This window comes from Desulfobacter sp. (assembly GCF_050177295.1).
Genome location: NZ_JBFXHE010000379.1, coordinates 1 through 4,379, shown reverse-complemented (window position 1 = coordinate 4,379; position 4,379 = coordinate 1). Strand labels below are relative to the sequence as shown.

Below are 4,379 nucleotides of genomic sequence, written 5' to 3'. Positions count from 1 at the left end.
GCACCAGGAATATAGGGTTCCAGTATCCGTAAAAAACAAGTGAACCTGAAACAATGCAGGCTAACCCGCCCCGGGCGCCATACAAATACCGGCCCGCAACAATCAGGGCAAGGGTAACCGGTAAAAAAATAAAAATAAACACATATGAATTAAACAGCATTTGTGAATGACACCCAAATTAATAACTAATAGTTACAAGCATCCTATGGCCGGATATGCAAGGTATCGGACATGCAACTGTTTTGTAATGAATGAATATCTCATTGTATACCCAATGAAAAGCCATAGGTGCCGATTCGGGTTTCAAATGCGCCCTTATCAGAACAGTTGAGCTGGGCATCAGGTATAAAAATCAGGGAATGGCCTTGAACCGGCCTGATAAAGAGGACGCGTATCCCCGAAGCCATGGGAAGAACGCGAAAATCCCTGACATGTCGAAGGGGGGCGCCGTCGATCATTAATTTATGACCTCCAAAATAGATATTATGAAATGGGCCGGTCATCCCTTTTATGTCTATGAAATCAATGGGTGCATTCTTTAGGTCAAGCTTCAACTGTTTAAAGGTTTCAGATGGACCGGCGTCTATGGGCGAAATATCCAATGTCAGGTGCAACGACAAGAGCAGCAAAGGTATTCCAATAAGTGTGGCCGTGGGCAAGATCCGGCTTTGTTTCATGCGCCATGCCTGCCATGTGTGGGCGACCAGCAATGCGCCCATTAGCGCTAAAAAGGGGAGGGTCCATTTGAAATAGTGGATATTCAGAAAGTGCCACAGGCCGTTGGGCAATAGGTCTCCATATGGTAGGTAAAGGATGAAAAGCATGCTGATGGATAAGCCCAGGATCCGCAGCAGGGAACTGCCTTGAATGAATGCCCACACAAGGCCGGCAAGGGATACCAGAAGCCATGGTAGTTTGTGAGTCAGGCCCGTACCCGATACCCCGTAAAGGAGGAATCCGTCCAGCCAAATCGAGACAAATTTTTCAGCCAAATCAGCCGGGAAAAAGCCGTTATTCTCGTTATGATGAAGGTATCCGCCCATGAATGAGCCAAATACAAGGGTATTGAATCCAAAGAAAATCACCGGCCCCAGGGATATGCCAGCGATAATTAATGATGAGAATTTTATCGGGCCAGGCACCTTGTTCGGGGTCTCCCTTAGAATCACCCAATAATAATATAGGAAGCCCAATCCCAGAATAAAGCCGACAGCCGCATCTACAGGACGGGTGGGGAGAAGAAGACTGAGGCCTGCTGCGACAATAAATGTCTGCAAACTGGTTATGCCCGAACGCCTGCCCTCGCGTACCTCTTTCATCCAGATCAGGCCGAGAATGCCGGTGGCTATAAAAAACGTTCCCAATGTAGTTGTCCAGGGAATGATATAGTTCTGAAATATCCTTATATCTATGATTGAGGTCCCTAAAAAAAGAAAAAGGCTGAACCACCTGGGAAAATACCGGTCCGAAAATCGGATAAAAACAAAAACAAACCAAAGAAGGGCGCCCAAATTAAGAAGAAAATACATATGCCCAGAAGACCATTTGGAAAACAATGCGCCAATGGCAGGATAAAGCGGGGGGTAATAATGCTTTTCCGGTGTGAAATTTTTTTCAGCTATGGAATTAGCGGCCAATAAATATTGGCCCTGATCAAACCATCCCCACCAGCCCAAAGGGTGTTGGCCGGGATTGTTTCCCGGGGTGGCGGGGTGTGCCAGGTATGCCAGTGTATAGGCCACTGTGATCATCAAAAGTACAAAGCGGATGCTTAATACTATACGGCCTGCAGAACGGGCCTTTTCCATCAGTCTGTTCATTAGTGATACCTCCCCTGGTCTGAACCCGAACGCCCTGACTACCTTCACTATCTATTAATAATTGAGAGGCGGAGCATACCACTCTTTGGGCATCAAAAGATAGGTTTTTCTTAAACCGGGAAAATGGGAATTCACCCTATGAATTACAGTCCTTTGTGAAATACAGAGAAATCCGTCTTCCGTTTTAAACTGTATTTTTTTAAGGATCATGGATAAAAATAAATTTTTTGGAAATAAGGTAATTAAATATCATAGCGATCCCAGCTCCAAACGCAAAAGGGATCAGAGGAAAATCTTGGAATTTGGGATAAAAATATAAAAATAAGAAAAAGACTGAAAGATTGATCCCGGCGCCGGCAAGCTGAGTACTGAAATAATAGGCATATTCCAGGCGAAGTGTCCGACGGCCCTTTGTTTCAAAGGTCCAGGTGCGGTTAATGATAAAAGTGGCGCTTACAGCTAATAAAAAAGAGCAGGCCCGGGAAATGGAGATATCCCAATCAAGGTCCATTAGAATGATCAATAATCCCCCGTCGATCAAAAAACCCAGTGTTCCTGCAATGACAAATTTTGAAAATGACGGGTCAAGCAATTTTCTTAGATAAGGGATTTCTTTAACAAATGTATTCCGCCCAATCACAACCATTTATTTTTTCCATGTGTAAGAGCTGCTGTTTTTGAGCAGTTCCCGTTCAAAATTGCATTTATCCTGATGGGTCGTCGAGTCGAGAATCAAACCAACCGCAGCCAGAAGAATCGCCGAGATTTCAAGACCGGTTGCCAGTATAGCAAGGGGAACATGATGGATATACCCTTCACGAAGCCAGTCTTCAAATACCGGTATGGCCACCGTGAAACCGGTAGCCATGAATATGATTGCTGCGATTAGAAAAAAGGCAAGCGGCCTGTAATAGCGCAGAATTTTTGTGATCGTATTGATGACCCTGGCACCGTCACGAAAAGTGTTCAGTTTTGAAAAACTGCCAGCCGGCCTGTCCTTGTATGGAATAGGGATTTCAATGATTCGGAAACGCCGGTCAAGGGCATGAAGGGTCATATCCGTTTCGATTTCAAAGCCTTCAACAAGAATCGGGTAGCTTTTTACAAAATCTCGATTGAGCGCCCGGTATCCGCTCATGATATCATACAGTTTGGCATTGAACAGCCCGTTTACAAGGCTGCGTACAAGCCGGTTGCCAAAGTTGTGAAACGCCCGTTTATTCTCCATGGCATAGTGCCCGTTGGCGTGACGGTCTCCGACAGCCATGTCCGCATCGCCATTGAGGATCGGTGAAATAAGTTTATGGGCATGATCTGCAGGGTAGGTCAGGTCCGCATCGGCCAGAATGTAAACATCGGCTTCAATATTCAGAAAAGCACGCCTGACGGCGTTTCCCTTTCCAGGGCGGTGTTCATTGATGATCCCGCCTTTACAGCCGATACTTGAAATCGTTTCACGGGCAATGGATTCTGTTTCATCAACAGAGTGATTATTGATCACCCAGATTTCAGCATCTGGAAGGGCCAGGTGGAAATCTTTGATGGTATCTGCAATGGTCTGCTCTTCGTTAAAGGCTGGCAGGATAACCGAAATTAGAGGCACATTACAACTCCAAAAAATGTTGACACGTTTCTTACCTCATACCGATTTGTTTGTACAATTCGTCTATCAATTTTTGATGATCATTTTCGTCTTTCTTTTTTGCTGTCGAAAAACACACTTGGCAATCCATCCAAGGCTTCATTTTTTCACCTGATCAATAAGGATCTGTAAATTTCATATTTAGGGGATAATAACTAATAGCTACGTTCGATGTCAATTTTTAAAAACTGGATCATCGGGAAATGACCATTTGGGGCTCAATTTAACATGACCATCGACAAAACTTACTCAATCATAAGCGACCTGATCAACATCGCTAAGATTCTGTTATCATCTGTATTGGGAAGGCGTGCATCCGGAAATTCAAAACTGAGAATATTTGTCTGCTCCTTGAAAAGAATATTCGATTTGAAACGGATGCTTATTTTTTTATCTCCTGAATTCAGAGACTTGGAATAAATTTCATAATTATTCATGCATATATACTTTGCGCGGTCAGATTTTCGGATTTTGATGTGACACGCTATATTTGCTAAAAGCCACCAACAGCAAGCTTGTAGAACAAAAATCCACTTGCAGGAAAAACCGAAAACTTTACCGCGAGCAGTATATGTATATGCTGAACTCCCAATGTCCCAATATGTAGATTCAATTATTCACCTTGCGAATCCTTAAAACCTTGTGATATAGTCCCGCGCCATGATAACTATGTCTGAATTAAATTGTACCTTCTCCGAAAATAAAGACTGATTTGTATTCTAATGTTTAACAAAGGAAAAATTGTCACCCTTGTTGCGTTTCTGTATATAGTGTCTATGGGATTTTTTACCTGGGGGCTTGCTGCCGGACACTACCACATATTTCCCTGGAAACAGATTGAGGTCATTTATTGGGACGTACACGACTTTTTGACCTTTAAAGACGGCCCGCCCAAAACCGTGAAGGAAAAAATTTTA

General features: G+C 43.7%; 3 protein-coding genes. All 3 read right to left on the bottom strand.

The annotated features are described in order from the left end of the window. Positions 1-260: 260 nt before the first annotated feature. Positions 261-1,820, bottom strand: coding sequence for a hypothetical protein (locus tag AB7U36_RS19400; RefSeq protein WP_320397712.1), 1,560 nt, complete (start codon positions 1,818-1,820; stop codon positions 261-263). Between the two features lie 199 nt (positions 1,821-2,019). Further along, positions 2,020-2,466, bottom strand: a complete 447-nt coding sequence (locus AB7U36_RS19395; RefSeq protein ID WP_428161288.1) for a GtrA family protein — start codon at positions 2,464-2,466, stop codon at positions 2,020-2,022. Further along, entirely contained in the window at positions 2,467-3,423 is a 957-nt protein-coding gene (locus tag AB7U36_RS19390) for a glycosyltransferase family 2 protein (RefSeq protein ID WP_428161287.1), read from the bottom strand. Positions 3,424-4,379: the final 956 nt, after the last annotated feature.

What these genes read in the sequence shown, in the direction of transcription:
- AB7U36_RS19400 (WP_320397712.1), bottom strand. Translation starts at nt 1,820, where the DNA reads ATGAACAGACTGATGGAAAAGGCCCGTTCTGCAGGCCGTATAGTATTA.
- AB7U36_RS19395 (WP_428161288.1), bottom strand. Translation starts at nt 2,466, where the DNA reads ATGGTTGTGATTGGGCGGAATACATTTGTTAAAGAAATCCCTTATCTA.